General features: G+C 49.6%; 14 protein-coding genes. 8 read left to right on the top strand and 6 right to left on the bottom strand.

Annotation, left to right across the window (positions count from 1 at the left end; all coding sequences use genetic code 11):
* Positions 1-253: 253 nt before the first annotated feature.
* The 3 genes from ahpF to ahpC (ACJJIW_RS20515) form a co-directional block, all read right to left on the bottom strand.
* Positions 254-1,804, bottom strand: a complete 1,551-nt coding sequence (ahpF, locus tag ACJJIW_RS20525) for an alkyl hydroperoxide reductase subunit F (RefSeq protein WP_444936216.1) — start codon at positions 1,802-1,804, stop codon at positions 254-256.
* A 77-nt stretch (positions 1,805-1,881) separates the two neighbouring features.
* A complete protein-coding gene (gene ahpC / locus ACJJIW_RS20520; protein WP_444884410.1) occupies positions 1,882-2,448 on the bottom strand; it encodes an alkyl hydroperoxide reductase subunit C in 567 nt (188 codons plus the stop codon).
* A 337-nt stretch (positions 2,449-2,785) separates the two neighbouring features.
* Positions 2,786-3,352 carry an alkyl hydroperoxide reductase subunit C gene (gene ahpC, locus ACJJIW_RS20515; protein ID WP_413662577.1) on the bottom strand — a complete coding sequence of 189 codons (567 nt, stop codon included), beginning with the start codon at positions 3,350-3,352 and terminating at the stop codon, positions 2,786-2,788.
* A 243-nt stretch (positions 3,353-3,595) separates the two neighbouring features.
* Here ahpC (ACJJIW_RS20515) and ACJJIW_RS20510 point away from each other — a divergent pair, with 243 nt between their 5' ends.
* The 3 genes from ACJJIW_RS20510 to ACJJIW_RS20500 are packed head-to-tail and all read left to right on the top strand — an operon-like array spanning position 3,596 to position 6,067.
* On the top strand, positions 3,596-4,912 hold the full coding sequence (locus ACJJIW_RS20510) for a DUF2157 domain-containing protein (RefSeq protein ID WP_444936215.1): 1,317 nt from the start codon (positions 3,596-3,598) through the stop codon (positions 4,910-4,912).
* Positions 4,909-5,436, top strand: a complete 528-nt coding sequence (locus tag ACJJIW_RS20505; RefSeq protein WP_444936214.1) for a GDYXXLXY domain-containing protein — start codon at positions 4,909-4,911, stop codon at positions 5,434-5,436. Before ACJJIW_RS20510 ends, ACJJIW_RS20505 begins: the two co-directional genes overlap by 4 nt.
* 19 nt (positions 5,437-5,455) lie before the next feature.
* Positions 5,456-6,067, top strand: coding sequence for a CPBP family intramembrane glutamic endopeptidase (locus ACJJIW_RS20500; RefSeq protein ID WP_444936213.1), 612 nt, complete (start codon positions 5,456-5,458; stop codon positions 6,065-6,067).
* Positions 6,068-6,389: 322 nt separating this feature from the next.
* On the opposite strand, the gene ACJJIW_RS20495 is transcribed toward ACJJIW_RS20500, so the two are convergent.
* Positions 6,390-6,974: an exopolysaccharide biosynthesis protein gene (locus tag ACJJIW_RS20495; protein WP_282932146.1), complete on the bottom strand. Its 585-nt coding sequence runs from the start codon at positions 6,972-6,974 to the stop codon at positions 6,390-6,392.
* A 381-nt stretch (positions 6,975-7,355) separates the two neighbouring features.
* On the opposite strand from ACJJIW_RS20495, the gene ACJJIW_RS20490 reads away from it, so the two are divergent.
* Positions 7,356-7,955, top strand: coding sequence for a CPBP family intramembrane glutamic endopeptidase (locus tag ACJJIW_RS20490; RefSeq protein ID WP_444936212.1), 600 nt, complete (start codon positions 7,356-7,358; stop codon positions 7,953-7,955).
* Between the two features lie 109 nt (positions 7,956-8,064).
* Here the strand turns inward: ACJJIW_RS20490 and ACJJIW_RS20485 are convergent, their stop codons facing one another.
* Both ACJJIW_RS20485 and ACJJIW_RS20480 read right to left on the bottom strand, forming a co-directional pair.
* Entirely contained in the window at positions 8,065-8,712 is a 648-nt protein-coding gene (locus ACJJIW_RS20485) for an oxidoreductase (RefSeq protein ID WP_444936211.1), read from the bottom strand.
* Positions 8,713-8,929: 217 nt separating this feature from the next.
* Entirely contained in the window at positions 8,930-9,358 is a 429-nt protein-coding gene (locus ACJJIW_RS20480; RefSeq protein WP_444936210.1) for a DUF4174 domain-containing protein, read from the bottom strand.
* A gap of 279 nt (positions 9,359-9,637) precedes the next feature.
* On the opposite strand from ACJJIW_RS20480, the gene ACJJIW_RS20475 reads away from it, so the two are divergent.
* From ACJJIW_RS20475 to ACJJIW_RS20460, 4 genes are all read left to right on the top strand, one after another.
* Positions 9,638-11,032 carry an MFS transporter gene (locus ACJJIW_RS20475; RefSeq protein ID WP_444936209.1) on the top strand — a complete coding sequence of 465 codons (1,395 nt, stop codon included), beginning with the start codon at positions 9,638-9,640 and terminating at the stop codon, positions 11,030-11,032.
* 244 nt (positions 11,033-11,276) lie between these two features.
* Positions 11,277-11,786, top strand: a complete 510-nt coding sequence (locus ACJJIW_RS20470) for a hypothetical protein (protein ID WP_282932151.1) — start codon at positions 11,277-11,279, stop codon at positions 11,784-11,786.
* 2 nt (positions 11,787-11,788) lie between these two features.
* Positions 11,789-13,819 carry a tetratricopeptide repeat protein gene (locus ACJJIW_RS20465; RefSeq protein ID WP_444936208.1) on the top strand — a complete coding sequence of 677 codons (2,031 nt, stop codon included), beginning with the start codon at positions 11,789-11,791 and terminating at the stop codon, positions 13,817-13,819.
* Positions 13,816-16,950: a tetratricopeptide repeat protein gene (locus ACJJIW_RS20460; protein WP_444936207.1), complete on the top strand. Its 3,135-nt coding sequence runs from the start codon at positions 13,816-13,818 to the stop codon at positions 16,948-16,950. The genes ACJJIW_RS20465 and ACJJIW_RS20460 overlap by 4 nt, the downstream gene beginning before the upstream one ends.
* Positions 16,951-16,952 lie beyond the last annotated feature (2 nt).

The raw sequence follows: 16,952 nt of genomic DNA, 5'->3' as shown, positions 1-16,952 counted from the left end.
TCGACTGGTAATTGATAGGTGATGCCAAGTGGTATTTTATAGGGTTTAACCAGTTTGTTTTTGGTTTGTTAATAATATATATAAATTAAAGGTGCAGATTTAGTGTCCATTATAAATATAGGTTTATAAATGGCGCATGATATTTTATGTGGGCTCAGGTCTTAGCTTGAAGTCTGTTCTCCTATATTGTCCATGCTTAAAGTGAATATAAAAAAGGGCCAGTCAATGACTGGCCCTTTTTAACGCTTTGGTGTTATTCAACCGAAGACCTAATCAAGTAGTCAAATGCGCCCAGCGAAGCAGTTGCACCTGCACCCATAGAGATCACTATCTGTTTGTAGGGGACAGTGGTCGCATCGCCGGCGGCGTAGACGCCGGGGACTGAAGTTGCGCCGCGCTCGTCGATCACGATTTCGCCCATGCGATTCATCTCTATATCGGTTTCCTTAAGGAACTCCGTATTGGGTACCAGGCCAATCTGTACGAAGACGCCCGCCAGGTCGAGTTGCTTGTTTTCACCACTCTCTCGATCGGTATAGGCCAGGCCGTTAACTTTGTTGCCGTCGCCGAGGACTTCGGTGGTTTGCGCATTGACGATAATATCGATGTTATCTGTCAGCTGTGCTTTCCGTACCAGTACTTCGTCAGCGCGCAGTTTATCCGCGAACTCCAGTACAGTGACGTGCTCGACGATTCCGGCGAGGTCGATAGCTGCTTCGATGCCCGAGTTGCCGCCACCGATAACGGCTACGCGCTTACCTTTAAAGAAGGGGCCGTCGCAATGGGGGCAGTAGGCTACGCCCTTGGTGCGGTATTCGGCTTCGCCGGGAACCCCCAGTTCCCTCCAGCGGGCACCGGTAGCCAATACTACTGAGCGGCTGGATAGGGTCGCACCGCTTTGTAGCTTGATATCTACCATTTCATTGCGTCGCAAGTTGGCTGCGCGTTGGTCGGTAATGATATCGACACCATACTCTTTAACATGTTGCTCAAGGCTGGCTGCAAGCTTGGGGCCTTCGGTATAAGGTACAGAGATAAAGTTCTCGATGCCTACGGTATCCATTACCTGGCCGCCGAAGCGTTCTGCCACTATGCCAGTGCGAATGCCTTTGCGAGCGGCATAAATAGCAGCCGCTGCGCCCGCTGGGCCACCCCCTACAACTAAAAGATCGTAGGGTGCTTTTTCATTCAGCTCTTCGGCTTTCCGCTCGGCTGCGCCGGTATCCAGTTTTCCAACAATCTCTTCGAGGGACATCCTGCCTTGGCCGAAGTGTTCACCATTGAGGTAAACCGCAGGTACAGCCATAACATTGCGCTTTTCAACTTCCTCTTGGAACAGGCCTCCATCGATCATTTCGTGGGTGATGTTTGGGTTGAGGGTTGCCATCAGGTTCAGCGCTTGGACAACATCCGGGCAGTTTTGGCAAGAGAGCGAGATATAGGTTTCAAAGTGGAATTCACCCTTGAGGCTTCGAACCTGCTCCAGCAGTTCCGGGTCTGCTTTTGAGGGATGGCCCCCCGCTTGCAACAGGGCCAGTACGAGTGAGGTAAATTCATGCCCAAGGGGAATTCCGGCAAAGCTGACCCGGGGTTCCTCTCCGGCAGGAGCAATGGTCATACTCGGCGTGCGCTTGGCTTGGCTCTGCTGTGCAGTAATTCTGTTGGTGAGCCCAGAGATTTCATCTACCAGGGCTTCCAGCTCTTTGGATTTTTCACTGTTATCTGTAGACACACGAATCTCGATCGGCTTGACGATATTCTGCAGGTAAGTGTCCAGTTGTTTTTTCAGGTTTGCGTCCAACATCGGTGTGTCCTTTCTCTAACAATATTAAGGCTTGGTTGTGGCCCACCTTTTGATGGGCCGGGTCAGAGGTATTTGGGTTAAATCTTTCCTACCAGATCGAGGGAGGGGGCTAAGGTCTCTTCGCCTTCTTTCCACTTGGCCGGGCAGACTTCACCGGGATGAGCGGCGATGTACTGGGCAGCTTTGATCTTGCGCAACAGCTCGCTGGCATCGCGGCCGATTCCGCCGGCAGTGATCTCGACAATTTGGATGCGGCCTTCCGGGTCGATTACAAAGGTGCCGCGATCGGCGATGCCTTCCTCTTCGATCATCACACCGAAGTTGCGGGTGATGGTGCCGGTGGGGTCGCCGATCATCGGGTATTGGATTTTGCCGATGGTGTCGGAAGAGTCGTGCCAGGCTTTGTGGGTGAAGTGGGTATCGGTGGATACGGAGTAGATCTCAACGCCCAACTTCTTGAACTCTTCATAGTTGTCGGCGAGATCGCCCAGCTCAGTGGGGCAGACAAAGGTGAAGTCTGCGGGGTAGAAGAAGAATACGGCCCACTTGCCTTTAACGTCGGCGTCGCTGATATCGAAGAAGTCGCCGTTTTGATAAGCCTTGGCGTTAAAGGGTTTCAGCTGGGATTCGATGTAACGTGACATGGATAGCTCCTTATTTATCACTGTCTTGTCGGTCGTTGTTTGGGAACGGGATTTATACTATCGACTAATGTTTTTTAATAGAAATTATCAATAGCTATACATTTGATAGTATTTGGCAATTAAAGCTTATACTTAGATAGCTTTTTATTTGTGAGTGAGTTGAGAGGCGTGGGTGGTAGATACACTGAGCTGTGACGCCGTAAGCCTCCCTCAACGGATTATTTTGCTGATAGCTGTTGGGAATTAAGGGGGGGGGGGGGGGCAGGTAGTAAAAACGACAATGCCCGCCAAAAGGGCGGGCAAGGCCAGTTCCAATCCTGTGAGGGCTTGGGAAGACTTAAATTTTGCCTACCAGATCGAGAGAGGGGGCCAGGGTTTCCTCACCTTCCTTCCATTTCGCTGGGCAAACTTCACCGGGGTGAGCAGCGATGTACTGAGCAGCTTTGATCTTGCGCAGCAGCTCACTGGCATCGCGGCCGATACCGCCAGCAGTAATTTCCACAATTTGAACACGGCCTTCCGGGTCGATTACGAAAGTACCACGGTCGGCAATGCCTTCTTCCTCAATCATTACACCGAAGTTGCGGGTAATGGTACCGGTAGGATCACCGATCATCGGGTACTGGATCTTACCGATGGTGTCAGAGGAATCGTGCCAGGCCTTGTGGGTGAAGTGAGTGTCTGTGGAGACTGAGTAGATCTCTACACCCAGCTTCTTAAACTCCTCATAGTTGTCTGCCAGATCGCCTAATTCAGTGGGGCATACAAAGGTGAAGTCGGCGGGGTAAAAGAAGAATACGGCCCATTTACCTTTGACGTCAGAGTCACTTACATCGTGAAATTCGCCATTTTGGTAGGCTTTGGCGTTAAACGGCTTGAGTTCGGATTCGATATAGCGGGACATGGTTAGCTCCTTATTGGGTGCCTGGCTCTTAACTTTGATGCTGTTTATGCTATTGGCTGATCACTAATAATAGAAATTAACAATTTAAATATCTGAGATAGTTTTCTGCTATCTAGGCAGCCTGGCGATAATTTAGTCTGCAATCCGTACCAATTTGAGGTCGCTGGTTACATCGGGGATACTCGGGACCAAAGTATTAATACCCATCCTTAGGGTAAGGGTAATTTTTCACAAGGCGCATCTATGCGATTGATTCGGTTGCTTAAGCATGATCTGGCCCGCGAGGCCGGAGATTGGGTTGAAGACGGTGTGATCAGTGAAGCTCAGGCTGAGCAGATCTGTGCCCGCTATGAAGTGGATTACCACCGGGCGCAAGAAAGAACACTTGGATATCGTATTTTGATTGGGTTGGCCTATCTCTTTATCGGGCTGGCGGTGATTACACTGATTGGGGCCAATTGGGAGGAAATCCCCAGAGCGCTGCGAATGGGGGGGCTGATCGCTTTGACCTTGGTGACCCAGGGAGTGGCGTTTAAGGTTTACCTGTCTGGAGATCGGAAAGCCGGAGAGGGCTTGTTCTTGTTGGGCAACCTGTTTTTTGGTGCGGCGATTATTTTGATCGCACAGGTATACCACTTGGGCGAGCATATGCCAGATGGTATTTTCTGGTGGGCACTGGGTAGTTTGCCATTTGCTTTAATTACCCGCAGCACGTGGATTGCAGAGCAGTCCTTGCTATTGGCTTTGCTTTGGTTCTTCCTGGAGTCGGGTTTAGGCTTTTACCCCGCCCTGTTCCCAATTTTCTTGCTGGGAGCCCTCTATATCCTGTTAAGTGGTCGTGCGAGCGTGATTCTCTTGCTGACCTTTATCTTTGGCTTAGGTTTTTGGCTGGAATTTTCCCTATCAGAATTTTGGCGTTTGCAGGATGGGAAATTTAGTGCGGATATTTATCCAGAGAACCTTGCTGTTGCAGTCTCGCTCTTTATCCTGATGTATTGCTTTGCCCATTGGTTGGCAACTCGCCCGTCGGCGGTAGCCAAGGACTACGCAGCAGTAATCTCTATTTGGTGCCTTCGGTTTACTTTAATTGGCTTACTGATTTTTAGCTTTGAATATCCCTGGGAGGAGATGATAGAAGCCCCCTGGAGTCACCTACCTTCTATGTGGGGGGTAGTGGGGACTATGTCTGCTGTGTCGATAGTGTTGGCGCTGCTGTCTCAGAGGTTGCTATTCGGACTGGGGTTGTGCGGTGTTTTTGCGGCAGTACTTGCGTTCGTAACGAATGCCAGCTCCAGTGACTACGCAGTTTGGTTACAAATTTTTACAAACTTCGCCCTGATTGCCTGTGGAATCTGGTTGATCTTCAGGGGTATTCACGATGGTATCTCACACTACTTCTTTCTCGGAGTTATGGCGGTCCTGTTGACGGCTCTGCTGCGCTATATTGACTTGATTGGCGACTATATAGGAGCTGCTCTCCTGTTTATTCTCTTCGCAGTTTTATTGCTGGCAGCAGCCAAGTATTGGAAATATCACCAAGCGGGGGGAAGTTTACGATGAAACGTAGAGTTGTGATTGGCCTGGTTGCCGCCATTGGCGTGCAGTTTTTTATACTGTTAGGAATGTATATTAAGGCTCAAATGCCGCTGTGGACGGGCCAGCCTGTTTCAGTGGAAACTGTTCCTGTAGACCCGCGCTCATTGTTTCGCGGTAACTATGCCCAATTAAATTACCCCTTTTCCACTTTAGATAAAGCCTTGTTTAAAGGGCTGGGACGGCTGCGTCAGGGAGAGGTGGTTTATGTGGGCTTAGAAAAAGGGCCATCCGGATTGTATGAACGCGCCTCTGTCAGCCTTGAACAACCACAGGGCGGAGTCTTTATTCGAGGGCGGGTAGCAGGCCAGAATTTTTGGAATTCATCAGATAGCTACCGGATTCGCTACGGTATTGAAGCCTACTTTGCTCCGAAGGAAAAAGCCCTGGATCTGGAAAAACAACTGCGAGACGGAGGCGTGGCCGAATTGATGATTTCTGCGGATGGGCGAGCGAGCTTGAAGGTTGTCAGAGGCTCTGGGAATCAATAGGCAAAGGGAAAAATCAGGAATGGAAGCGATTGGTCCGGCACGGCGCAGCCTGCCGGTTTTCTTTTTTTTAATGGATATTCAGCTGGGCTGTCTATTGCTTGCGGCTCTGGGGCTCTACTTTGTGCCAATGGAAGTTTCATTTATTGGTGATACGGTTTGGCTGCAACTGCTGTTGGGATTGTTAGGCGCTATTGTCACATTTGCGGTAGTACTGACAATGGCTCGTTCTGAGACGCTATTTGGGAAAATGCTGCGGCTCCACTGTACTCAATTGACTCCACTATTTTCCAAGTTGTCCCCATCACAGATGGTATGGGTTGCTTTAGCTGCGGGTGTTTGTGAGGAGCTGTTGTTTCGTGGTTTTCTACAGTCTTGGCTCTCCCAGCTCAGTACGCCATTCCTCGGTTTATTGGGTGCATCACTGATATTCGCATTACTGCACTGTGTTTCCTGGGTGTACTTCTTCCTTACCTTTATGATTGGGCTTATTTTAGGCATTTTCTACCAAATGTCCGGGGGCTTGGTGGGGGCGATTGTTTGGCATGCGGTATACGACCTTTTGGCTATTTTCGCCATAGTGCACTTTCCCCATTTGCTCGGATTAAAAAATCAAGTCTTAAAGCGAGGGTAAGTAGCCAGCTTTGGTCTGGAGACCCGCAGAGATATTACGGAGTTACTCGTGGGCTCCTAGGGAGCCTCTGAATAACTACGTAATGCCTCTGCGGGCCTTGAAGGCTACAGATGTTAGGCGCAGCTCGCCGCGAATGGCTCGGTCCTTTGCAAGAGCTGCAACGCAGCAGCTGTGGCCTTCAAGGCCCGCCCTTCGGGGCTTGCAGAGCGATTCACACTCCGCGTTGCGACTTCTTGAAAGGTCTAGACATTCCTGCGAAGCCGCGCCTTGATTGTGAACCGCTCTGCAAGCCAGAGGTATCACGGAGTTATTCAGAGGCTCCCTAGATCACGGCAACGATCACCACTAGTACCAGGGAGGCCGTTAGGATAAAAGCAATAAGCGCTAAGAGTCCGTCTCGAGCTGCCAGCGATAGCCCAAAAATGGTGAGAGCGAGACCAGCAGTTGAGGCAGAGAAGGGGATTACTTCCATTATTGGCAGGGTCAATGCAATAAAAATGCAGGTTCCAGCAATAGCGTAGGTGCCATATCGGCGCACGATAAAATCCATCCGTGGCTGAATCCAGCGGTCGGCAAACCGGGCGGGCTTTTCCATCCAGTGCAGGGCATCCATCAGCTTCTCGCTGGATATGGAGCGGTTGATTAACCACTGAGGAAGCCAGATATAGTTGCGCTTCATCAGCAGTTGTAGGGCAAACAGTAGTAGCAATACGCCCATCGCGGTAGACATTCCGGGAATACCGCTCAGAGGGGAAAACAGGATCAACCCGATAAGGATAAGGAATGGGGCAAAGGATCGAAGCCCCACAGCCTCAATAACATGCTGGATGGAGATTTTCTCCTGCCCCTGACTTTTCTCCTCAATATCCTTCAGCAGCTGGCCCAGTCCTATGATTTCTTGTGTCATGGTTGGAATTAGTTGCTGTGTAGTTTCTTTGCAAGACAATCTACTGATAAGAGGGCTGGAAACCGGGTAGTCTCTACAAGCTATCCGGTTCCAGAGATATTGTCGAGCATAGCACTGTGACTGGCTTTTCGGCTAAAGTCAGGCAGTTTTTCAAAGGGGATAAGCTGTCTGGCGTCAAACTAAACGGATAGAGATAGGCTGTTGGCGGAGGATTATGCCTGTCATCATTTTCTGTTAGATTATTGCCGATGGCGGGTGTGCTTATTTCGGCTAATTGAATTTCAATGTGGTTTCTAGTTGATACGGAATCCTTAGGCAGTCTATTTAGGTACTGAGCCACTTGACTACCTCGATAAACGACTAAAAAAAGGACGGTCACAAATGGATGCTGTTGACCAAACAAAAGGGAATCCACCAGTTTTTCTTTTATTAATTGGCACTCAGGTTGTTTGCTTGTTGCTGGCCCTTCTGGGCTTTTATCTGGCTTCACTCAAGGTAGTGATCATTGGTGATAGTGTAGGGTTGCAAGTAACAATTGGCATCATTGGTGCAATGGCTACCTATGGTGTGATGTTGTCGTTAACTCGCTCAGAAACGACCCTTGGCAAGTCAATGCGGCGTCAATCGATCGCCTTGATTCCGCTATTTTCACGATTGTCTTTCTTTCAGCTGCTGTTGATTTCTGTTGTAGTCGGAATTTGCGAAGAGCTTTTGTTTCGGGGGTTTTTGCAGTCCTGGTTGTCAGAACTTAGCTCGCCATTGTTGGGGTTATTAATTTCCGCAATTGCATTTGCGCTACTTCATTTCTCATCGTGGACCAATTTCTTTCTGACTTTGGGAATTGGTGTGGTTCTAGGAGTGGTTTACCAAGTGTCCGGAAGCTTATTGGGAGTGATAATCTGGCACGCAGTCTACGATGCAATTGTCCTTATTGTTTTGACTCAATATCCGCATTGGCTAGGGATTAAAGTAAAAGAATAACCGTAATATTCGGGAGCGATTTACTTGTTTTAAGCTCCCGAATTTAACCTTTGGGGTTTAAGGAGCCTCCCAGGTTCGCCGAGACATTACGGAATTATTCAGAGGCTCCTTAAGAATTGAATAACTCATCCAAACGCAGGGTCTCAACCCCTGTTCGTTCTTGTCGACTTAAATAAACCATTTTTTTGGCTACTTCACGCCCCTCAATGGGCCTATAACGTCTCAGCCCCGGCAGCATACAAATTACTGGTAGGAGGATGCCTCCGATTTTCTCACCGGGTCGGGCATTTGCACGATCTCCGAGGAGTAGGGAGGGTTGCAGTATACTGATGCGCTTAAATGGAAGTTTCTTGATTTTCTCTTCCAGCTCACCCTTCATACGTAAGTAAGCACTGGCGCTATTGGCATTGGCCCCGCTGGATGAAACCAGTAAGTAATGGCTGACCCCTGCCTCCGCTGCCAATTGGGCCGCTTTGTATTGATATTCAACGTCAACCTTATACTGGGCGGCCAGGCTGCCGGCTTGCTTGCGAGTGGTTCCCAGGCAGGAAAATAGAGTATTTCCCTGAAAAAGAGGAGCAGCCTCCTCCAATCGATCAAAATCGACAATATGATTATGTATTTTTTGACTTGCAGTGGCTTTGGGGCGTCGAGTGAGGGTAAGTACTTCATCAAAGACTTCTTCACCAGCCAGTTGCTCTGTGAGATGGCCACCGATAAGGCCCGTAGCTCCGAGGATAATGGCTCTTTTGCTCATTGGAGGTCAATTTCCATTGGGTATATGTTCGCAAGGCTAATAGCGTACTTTAGCGCAAAGATGTCTATGTTTGTTAAAAGTTGCCAGATGGAAAGGGTGTCTGGTGAGCAAAGAAGGCCGAAGCGTAATTAATTGAGGGAAATCTAACTCTGGGATTCCTTAGTAATACTGGAGGATACAAAAATTCTCTATCAGATTGTGGATGTTCAATAATTGTTCACTGTGCAGATCCTTGCTGCATCTCATTGCGTCGCATGGGCATGCTGTCGATACGTTGGAAAATTTCGACGGCTGAGAATTTATTGGCTTTATACTTTACCTCCCCATCCTTTCCTATAAGAAGCACCTGCATTGCTGGTCCTTGCAGATATTTTTCCCTTACATTTTTAGCAAAATTATCCGTGACTTTACCGGGGAAGTTAGTCTCAAGGGTGCCGTTAGAGAATAGGAACCATATCAAGTTTCTCTCTGCAAATTGCGGCGCTAACTTGAGTAATTCATTGATTGTGCTATTGGGATCTTCCGGGATATTCAGTAATAGAATGCGGTTTTTCCACTGGAAATCTTTTAGGTCGTTCACCGTAGATCCCTGGGCGAATGTAGAAGAAGTCAACAGAACCAAGACAAGCACAATGAACTTATGCATTTACTAATCTCATCTATTAGCGTGATCTTAGGGGGCTCAGTAGGCTATCCAATCACTAATTCAATTTTCCGGCGCCTGGATGTCCTTTAAGCATAAGATATGAACTGCCAGTTACAAGGCAGATGATGATCCGTATCCACAGTGAAAACTGACTAGTCAAAAGGCGTGTAAATTAGCGAGTGGTCTAGGCTCTAGGCGGGAGTATTAAAAATATATCGCAAGCTAATTAGGTTCTGAAGGATTACCTGAGCGGCTCGGGTGTCGAGTGAATTACACTGTATGGCGAAACAGAGCGGCAAAATTACACGAGATCAGTACCTGGGGTTGGCTGCATTAGTTCTCGCGGCCTTCCTTATTAGTAATGACTATACCGCTTTTGCCCCCGCACTACCTGCCATCGAAAGAGAATTCAATGCAGACATAACTAGCTCCCAGTGGATCATTAACGGCTACGCCTTGGTTTTTGGTGTTTTCATCATAACCGGTGGCCGCTTGGCGGATATCTATGGCCGCCGCAGAGTATTTATGATTGGAGCGGGAATATTCGTTTTCTTTGCCGTGCTGGGTGGCTTGGCAATGGATATGTGGATGTTATTGATATCCCGCGCATTGATGGGAGTGGGTGCGGCATTGATGTGGCCGTCCACTTTGGCAATGACTTTTAACTTGTTGACCTATGAAAGATCAGGGGTGGCGGGTGGTATCCTGATGGCCACCTGTGGGTTAGCGAATGCAGCTGGACCAGTTTTGGGTGGGGTGCTCGCAGATTTTTTCAGTTGGCGGTGGATTTTCTTCGTTAATATTCTCCTCACCCTGGCAACAATGCTGGCTTGTTGGTGGGCAGTGCCCCCCGATAAACCTCGTGACACAGAGGAAAAAATAGACTTCTTCGGTGTGCTACTACTATGCACCTCGCTATTTTGTTTGCTTTTTGCACTGGATGTCTCCGCGGAAATTGGTTTCAAGCATCCTGTGGTTATCAGCCTGATCGTTGTGTTCCTGGTGTTGCTCTGCCTGTTTACCATCGTGGAGTATCGAGTTGGTAAAGATGCCCTGATTCCCCCTGATATTGCAAAGAACCGGAAGTTCCTGGCGGTAGGCGTTACGACACTCCTAATCTCGGTAGTATTCCTATCGGCAATTCTCTATGTCCCCCAGTTTTTGGCGAATTTTCGTGGTTACTCAGCGTTTCAGGCTGGTTTATCTTTGGTCCCTTTAATGGTTGTATCGGGGCTGGTTGCTATTATCTCCGGCCGCTTCTATGAGCTAGCCGGGCCAAAATTACTCGTCTCATTAGGTATTTTGGGGATGAGTGTTGGAATGTTCATGCTCTCGAACTTGACTTCGGACACGGGCTTTCTGGATATGTGTCCGGGCTTGATCGTGTTGGGAGTGGGTATTGGGCTGTTCAATCCATCCAGTACGACTGCGGGTATTACGGTGGTGGAACCTCACCGTGCCAGCTTGGCAGGCGCAATCCTCTATATGTTTAAAATTGGTGGGGGTGCGGTTGGTTTGGGTATGAATGCTACAATTATCGCCTTTGCTCCAGATATACCTTCGGGTATAGATAGAGCTTTTACAGTAAATGCTTACCTAGCCTTGGTTGGTTTGATTGTCTGTATGTTTTTTGTGATCGGTAGGCCAGAGAGCCAAAGTGGAGAGCTTTCTTGATTGCAAGTGAAGCACGTCTCACTTCTTTTGTGTCGTAGATCTCTTTTATCTAATTGAAGTGCTTTTTTCAAAATTTATCCATTCTTTGAGTTTTTGTGAGATTTGAATTTCCTCACATCTGATTAGCCCTCTATTCAATACAATGCCGCAGCTCAAGGCCCTGTTGTGCCTGGGTTTATTGTGGTCCTGTTCCAGGTTCTCTGGCAGGAATTGATAGTTTAGGGTTGGGTCGGAGGTAGGCCACATGTTCAGAATTCTTCAGATTGTACTTTTCTTTCTGTTGGCCAGTACTGGGCATGCTCAGACTATTGATAGAGATGATATCCGTGGCCTGGATGAGCAGATCCAGGATGTTAAGAAAGATGTAATTGATCTCACTGCTGAATTGTCACAGCTGGAGGAAAAGCTCTTATTCCCCTCTAATACGCAGGTAGCTCTTTTTGTCTCGGTGGCTGATGAAAAGCCCTTCGAGCTGGAGTCGGTTGAGGTCACATTGAATGGCAAATTAGTTGCCCATCATCTCTATACCTATCGGGAAATTGAGTCCCTGCAAAAAGGTGGGGTACAAAAAATATACACTGGCAATGTGCAGGTGGGTGGGCACCCATTAGAGGTTAGTTTTCTCGGTAAAACCCCATCAGGAAAAGAGTATCGGGCTACAGCTTCCTACACCGTGGAGAAGGCAGTGGGTCCTAAATTTGTCGAGATTAAGGTTCTGGGAACCGAGTCCACGATAAACTTCAAGGACTGGTAATCATGCTCAGGTCCCTGGTAAATGTGTTGTCCTGTCAAACCAGGATGATGCTTGGTGCTCTATCCCTTTGTTCTTTGGCTGCTCTCCCCGCTGCAGCGGCGACTGAATCGCAGGAAGAACTTAAAGACCTGTTTTTCGGTGCGGCAATGTTTCATGCCCATCAGGAAAGTTATTTTGATGCGATTGTGGCACTGGATACAGAACTTGCTCAGTATCACCGCTTAGATCAGCCCGAACTCGATCCTTTCAGTGCGCACTTGGGGCAAGCTGAGTTTTCGGTGGGTGACTTGGAATTGTCCTACCGAATGCACAGGGAGGCCGGGCGGGCTATTGAGGCTGTACTGCAGGGAAATGTTTCCCAGCCGGTGCGCAATGAAGCCGCGTATCGACTGGCAAAAATTCACTATCACAAACAACAGCCGCGCAACGCCTTACACGCCCTGGAAATGATTGACGGGCGGGTTCCCGAGAGGGTCCGTGCAGATGAGCAGTTTTTGCGTGCTCGAGTCTATATGCAGCTCGGTCGATTCGAGGAGGCCGTAGAACTACTGCAAGACCTGAAGGGTGAAGAATCGCTAGAGGGCTTTGTTTCCTTCAATTTGGGTATTGCCCAACTGAAGGCGGGAGAAGAGGAACGCGGTGTTCTGGAGTTGACTGCACTGGGAAGAAAGCGCAGTTCAGAGGCGGCCCTGCAGGCCCTTTACGATAAAACCAACCTCTTATTGGGCTCCCATTTAATGGAGCTGGGCAAGCTGGATATGGCGCGCCCCTATTTTGATCGTGTAAACCTCGATGGCCCTTTTTCAAATAGGGCGCTGCTGGGTGCTGGCTGGGTAGAGGCCCGTGCGGGCCGCTATGACCGGGCACTGGTGCCCTGGAAACTGTTGCAAGACCGCAAAGGCACCAATGAGCCAGTGCAAGAGGTCATGTTGGCGGTGCCCTATGCCTATGGCAAATTGGATGTCCACAGTACTGCTGCAATTAATTACGGCCGCGCGTTAGACGCTTTCGGGCGTGAGATCGATACCCTCACTCAGTCTATTCATAGTATTCGCAAAGGTAAGTTCCTTGAGGCGTTGCGTCGTAAAGAGGCTACCCAGGTACAGAACTGGGTAGTGGCCTTGCGCAATTTACCGGAAGCCCCCGAGACCCATTACTTACTCGACCTGATGGCGTCCAATGACTATCAGGAATTTCTGCGGAACTATCGCGACCTCAACGATTTATATGAGCGCAATGAAGAGTGGCTAAAAAGCCTGACAGCCTACGAAAATATTATTCGTATTCGCCGCAACTATTACGAGCCCCTATTGCCGGAACTGGACAGACAGTTCCGGGAGCTCGACGCCCGTATCAAGCTGCGGATGGAGCAGCGCGATCAGTTTGCCAGTCGTATAGAGCAGATGCTGATCTCCCGCCGCCCAGAATACCTGGCAACGGCCGAAGAGCAGGAAGCGCGATTGAAGCTCTTGGAACTTAGCGGAAAAATTGCTGAGCATCCCCAGGGCTTTACTGAAACTACTTTGGAGCGGGTACAGCGGCTCAAAGGTGTTTTGGACCTGCGTCTTTCCTTTGAGTACGACCAGCGCTTGACCGAGGCCTACAAACACCTGGCGGAATTAAACCAGGAGATCGAAAGTCTCCAGTCTGTTTACGACTCCTTTGTGCGCAGTCGCCAGGCGGCAACTCACAGCTATACCGGTTACGACCGCGATATTACTCGTTTGCGCGCGCGTATCCAGCAAACCCAGCGGCGACTGAAAACCCTGATGGCCCGTCAGGGCACCATGCTTGAGGCCTTGGCAATTGCTGAGTTGGAACGCCGTCGCGCGCAGTTGGAGAGTTATCAAATTAAAGCCCGCTTTGCCCTGGCAGACAGCTATGACCGCGCTAATGAGCTTCAGGAGCAGCGTGAAGATGAATTTAAGGTAGAGCAGCACAAGGCGCTGTTGGAAGAGCAAATTCCTGAGGAGAATCCAGCGGAGATGGAGCCGGTGGAGGAAGAAAAATCAGCAGAGGGAGGTGATTCGTGAGTAAGTTGCTCAAACCTAAATCCCGAGCTGGTAAATCTCTAAATCGCGGCGCCGGTCTTCTCTCTGCACTTATAGTGCTAGGGGGTTGTGCGGGAAACAGCGGCAAGACCATCGGCAGTCTTCAAAATGTCGAAGTAGAAATCAAGGAAGAGCATATTGATGGCAGCCTGGAGAAAGCACTGGCCAGCTACCAGAAGTACTTGCAGGAAACCCCTGAGTCCAAGCTGACCCCCGAGGCGATGCGCAGGATTGCCGACCTGAAAATCAAGCAGGCACACCGCGCTGAAGATGCAGAATTCGATAACCTTGCTGGAGTTGCTGCTGGAAGCGGGGCGGTGATCTCTGTCGATGCGTCAGAAGCTATGGCTGAAAATACCCTGGATGCTCCAGAGATGACAGCACCGGTGGCCAAGGTAGAGCCGGTAGTGACTGAAGCGCAGGATCCTGGGGTTGTCGAGTCCGACGAGGAGTTTGAAACCCGGGCAAGTGGCAGCATAGAAATAGCTGCAGATGAAACCCCGCTTGAAGCGCCGGGCGTTGATTCTGAAGAGATGATGTCAGCCAATGCCCGCGAGGCCATCGATCTCTATATTAAATTGCTGCAAAAGTACCCCCTATACCACCGCAACGACCAGGTGATGTATCAGTTATCCCGGGCTTATGAAGAAGCGGGAGAGATTGATGCAGCGGTGGATGTATTGCGCCAGCTGGTGGCCAACTATCCGGACTCGCGACATATCGATGAATCCTGGTTCCGGCTGGGCGAATACTATTTTACCCGCAAGAAGTTTCTCGATGCGGAAGAGTCCTACGGAAAAGTTATCGATATTGGTGTGATATCCAGTTTTTACGAGCTTGCCCTGTATAAACGCGGTTGGGCGCTGTTTAAGCAAGATATGTATGAAATGGCCCTGGATGACTATATCGCCATGCTGGATTACAAAGTTTCCCAGGGATATGACTTCGACCAGCAAAACAATAAAGGCGAGCGCAAGCATATTGACGATACTTTCCGTGTGGTCAGCTTGAGCTTTTCTTACCTGGAAGGTCCTGATTCGGTTGTCGATTACTTCTCCCGCAAGGGCAATAGAGATTACGAATTCCGGGTATATAGCCAGCTGGGTGAATATTATTTGGAAAAGCGTCGCTACCAGGATGCGGCAAAATCCTATATTGCGTTTGTTGATCGAAACCAGTTGCACAGAGTATCTGCGGATTTCTCAATTCGTGTTATTGAAATCTACAGTAAAGGCGGATTCCCCAAGCTGGTGCTGGAAGCGAAGAAGGATTTCGCCACTACTTATGCACTTAATGCCGATTACTGGACTGTCTTCGATATTAATGAATACGGAGAGGTGGTTGCCTTCCTGCAGACCAACCTGATCGACCTCGCCGGGCACTACCATGCGGCTTACCAGAACAAGAAGTTAAAAGATAAGAAGGCCGAGAATTATCGCGAGGCGATTCACTGGTATCGAAGCTATCTCGATTCCTTCCGGGAAACTGAGCGCGCACCGGAAATCAATTATCAGCTTGCCGGATTGATGTTGGAAAACCGGGATTTCCATGGTGCAGCTCTGGAGTATGAGCGCACGGCCTATGAATATCCTGCGCATAAGGATTCCAGCGAAGCAGGCTACGCAGCGGTTTACGCTTATCGCGAACATCTGGCCAATAACTTAAAAGATGCAACGGATGAGCAGCGTGCACCACTATTGCGGGAAATTATCCGTTCATCGCTGACATTTGCAGCCACATTCCCTCAGCATGCCAAAGCCCCTCAGATCATGCTTGGAGCGGTGGAGGATCTTTACGGGTTAAAAGACTATGCCCCGACGATCGCCAATGGCCGTTCACTGTTGGAGCAGTTCCCCACTGCGGAGCAGGAGATTAGACGTTCTGCCTGGCTGCTGGTGGCTCACGCTTCTTTCGATACTGCGGCCTTTGCGGATGCAGAAATCGCTTACGGTGAAACTTTGATGCTGACTGCCCAGGATGCAAAGGATAGGGCGGGTCTGGTAGATAACCTGGCGGCTTCCATCTACCAGCAGGGTGATATGGCCCGTAAGCAGGAGGATCATGCAACCGCAGCGAATCATTTCCTGCGTATTCGAGGTGCTGCACCTGGCGCGACCATTCTGGCTACGGCGGAGTACGATGCTGCCGCATCATTGATAGTGCTTAAGGATTGGGTACAAGCGGCAACGGTATTAAATAACTTCCGCAGTCACTTCCCGGAGCATGAGCTGGCGAAAGATGTCACCAAGAAGTTGGCAGTGGTTTACCAGGAGAGCGGTGAGCTGTTGCTGGCAGCTGCGGAATTTGAGCGTATTGAGCGGGAATCCGAGGACGATGAAATACGCCGTGAGGCCTTAACCCAGGCGGCAGATCTTTATGCAGCGGCTGAAGATAGCGCTAAAGCGCTGTCTGTTTTGCGTCGCTACGTCGATTATTTCCCCGAACCCATGGAGCCGGCGCTGGAGACTCGCCAGAAAATTGCCGATATCTACAAAGTGTCCGGGAATCAAAAGCTTTACATGGCAGAGCTTCGTGAACTGGTGAAAGTTGAGTCCCGCGGTGGTTCCCAGCGCAGCGACCGCACCCGTTATCTCGCAGGTAATGCGGCCCTGCTATTGGCTGAACCCAGTTTTGAGGCTTTCACCCAGGTGGATTTGGTTGCGCCTATCGAGAAAAGCCTCAACCTCAAGCGCAAGCGTATGAAAGCAGCCACCCGTGCATTTACTGACCTGATTGATTATCAGGTGGCCGATGTGACCGCTGCGGCAACCTTTTACCTGGCTGAAATTTATCTCCACTTTAGCGTGGCCCTGAAGGACTCTGAACGTCCAACCAACCTGAATGCCCTGGAGCTGGAAGAGTATGAGTTGGCATTGGAGGAGCAGATTTATCCCTTCGAGGAAAAAGCCATTTCTGTTCACCAGAAGAATGTCGAGTTGCTGGGCGTCGGTATTTATAACCCCTGGGTTGATAAAAGTATTGGCAAGCTCGCCAATTTAATGCCCGCTCGCTATGCACGGGTGGAAGAGGCTGGTGAGTATCTCCAGACTATTGTACCCCTGCCGCCAGAGCCGGAATTGCCCTCAGCGGGATCAGCAGTTTCGGGTCACTAATA

The sequence above is a fragment of the Microbulbifer maximicatervae (SeqCode) genome (genome assembly GCF_052467815.1).
This window is presented reverse-complemented; position numbering and strand designations above follow the sequence as displayed.